1 protein-coding gene is annotated in these 713 nt (G+C 43.3%); it reads right to left on the bottom strand.

Annotated features, from left to right (window positions below; all coding sequences use genetic code 11):
* Positions 1-104: 104 nt before the first annotated feature.
* Positions 105-572: an IS200/IS605 family transposase gene (tnpA, locus tag H9X86_RS12140; RefSeq protein WP_204901750.1), complete on the bottom strand. Its 468-nt coding sequence runs from the start codon at positions 570-572 to the stop codon at positions 105-107.
* Positions 573-713: the final 141 nt, after the last annotated feature.

Here is a 713-nt window from a genome sequence, read left to right as displayed (position 1 = left end):
AATAGGAACCCCCCGGCATAGCCGGGGGTTCTTCATATGCGGGCAAAGCCCTTTGTTACTAGCCACGCCTCAAGGCGTTGGTACGGTCTGCCACTTGCGAAAGATTAGTGCTTGCTACCCGTAAACGGGTCGATGTATTCCTTGATTGTCATCTGATCCCCAATTTGGTCTTCTTTCAGCTGATTCTGAATATACTCTGCTATCTTTTTCGCATTTTTCCCTGCTGTGTCCACGTAGTACCCTCGGCACCAAAATTGCCGATTTCCATACTTGTATTTCAAATTACTGTGTCGCTCGAAAATGATGAGGCTACTTTTCCCCTTGAGAAACCCTACGAAACTGGACACGCTCATTTTCGGCGGTATCTCTACTAGCATATGTATATGGTCGGGACACACTTCTGCTTCTACAATCTTTACCTGCTTCCAGTTGCACAACTCTCTTAATATTTTTCCTATTTCTACTCTGTTATCCTTATAAAAGACTTTCCTGCGGTATTTCGGTGCAAACACGATGTGATATTTACAATTCCATGTTGTATGTGCTAAACTGTTCTTGTCATTAGGCTTCATGCCTTTTGTCCTCCTTTTGATACTTTTGTGCAGTTGGCAGACCGCACTCTTATTGTATCAAAAGGAGTTTTTTCTTCATATGGAACGCTAAAGCTTTTTTTGAACTCCCCGGCACAGCCGGGGGTTTTCATTAGACAAAAA

The sequence above is a fragment of the Pseudoflavonifractor capillosus genome, assembly GCF_016902575.1.
GTDB lineage: Bacteria > Bacillota > Clostridia > Oscillospirales > Oscillospiraceae > Enterenecus > Enterenecus capillosus_A.
Note: the sequence above shows the minus strand (reverse complement) of the source record. Positions and strands in the feature narration are given on the sequence as shown.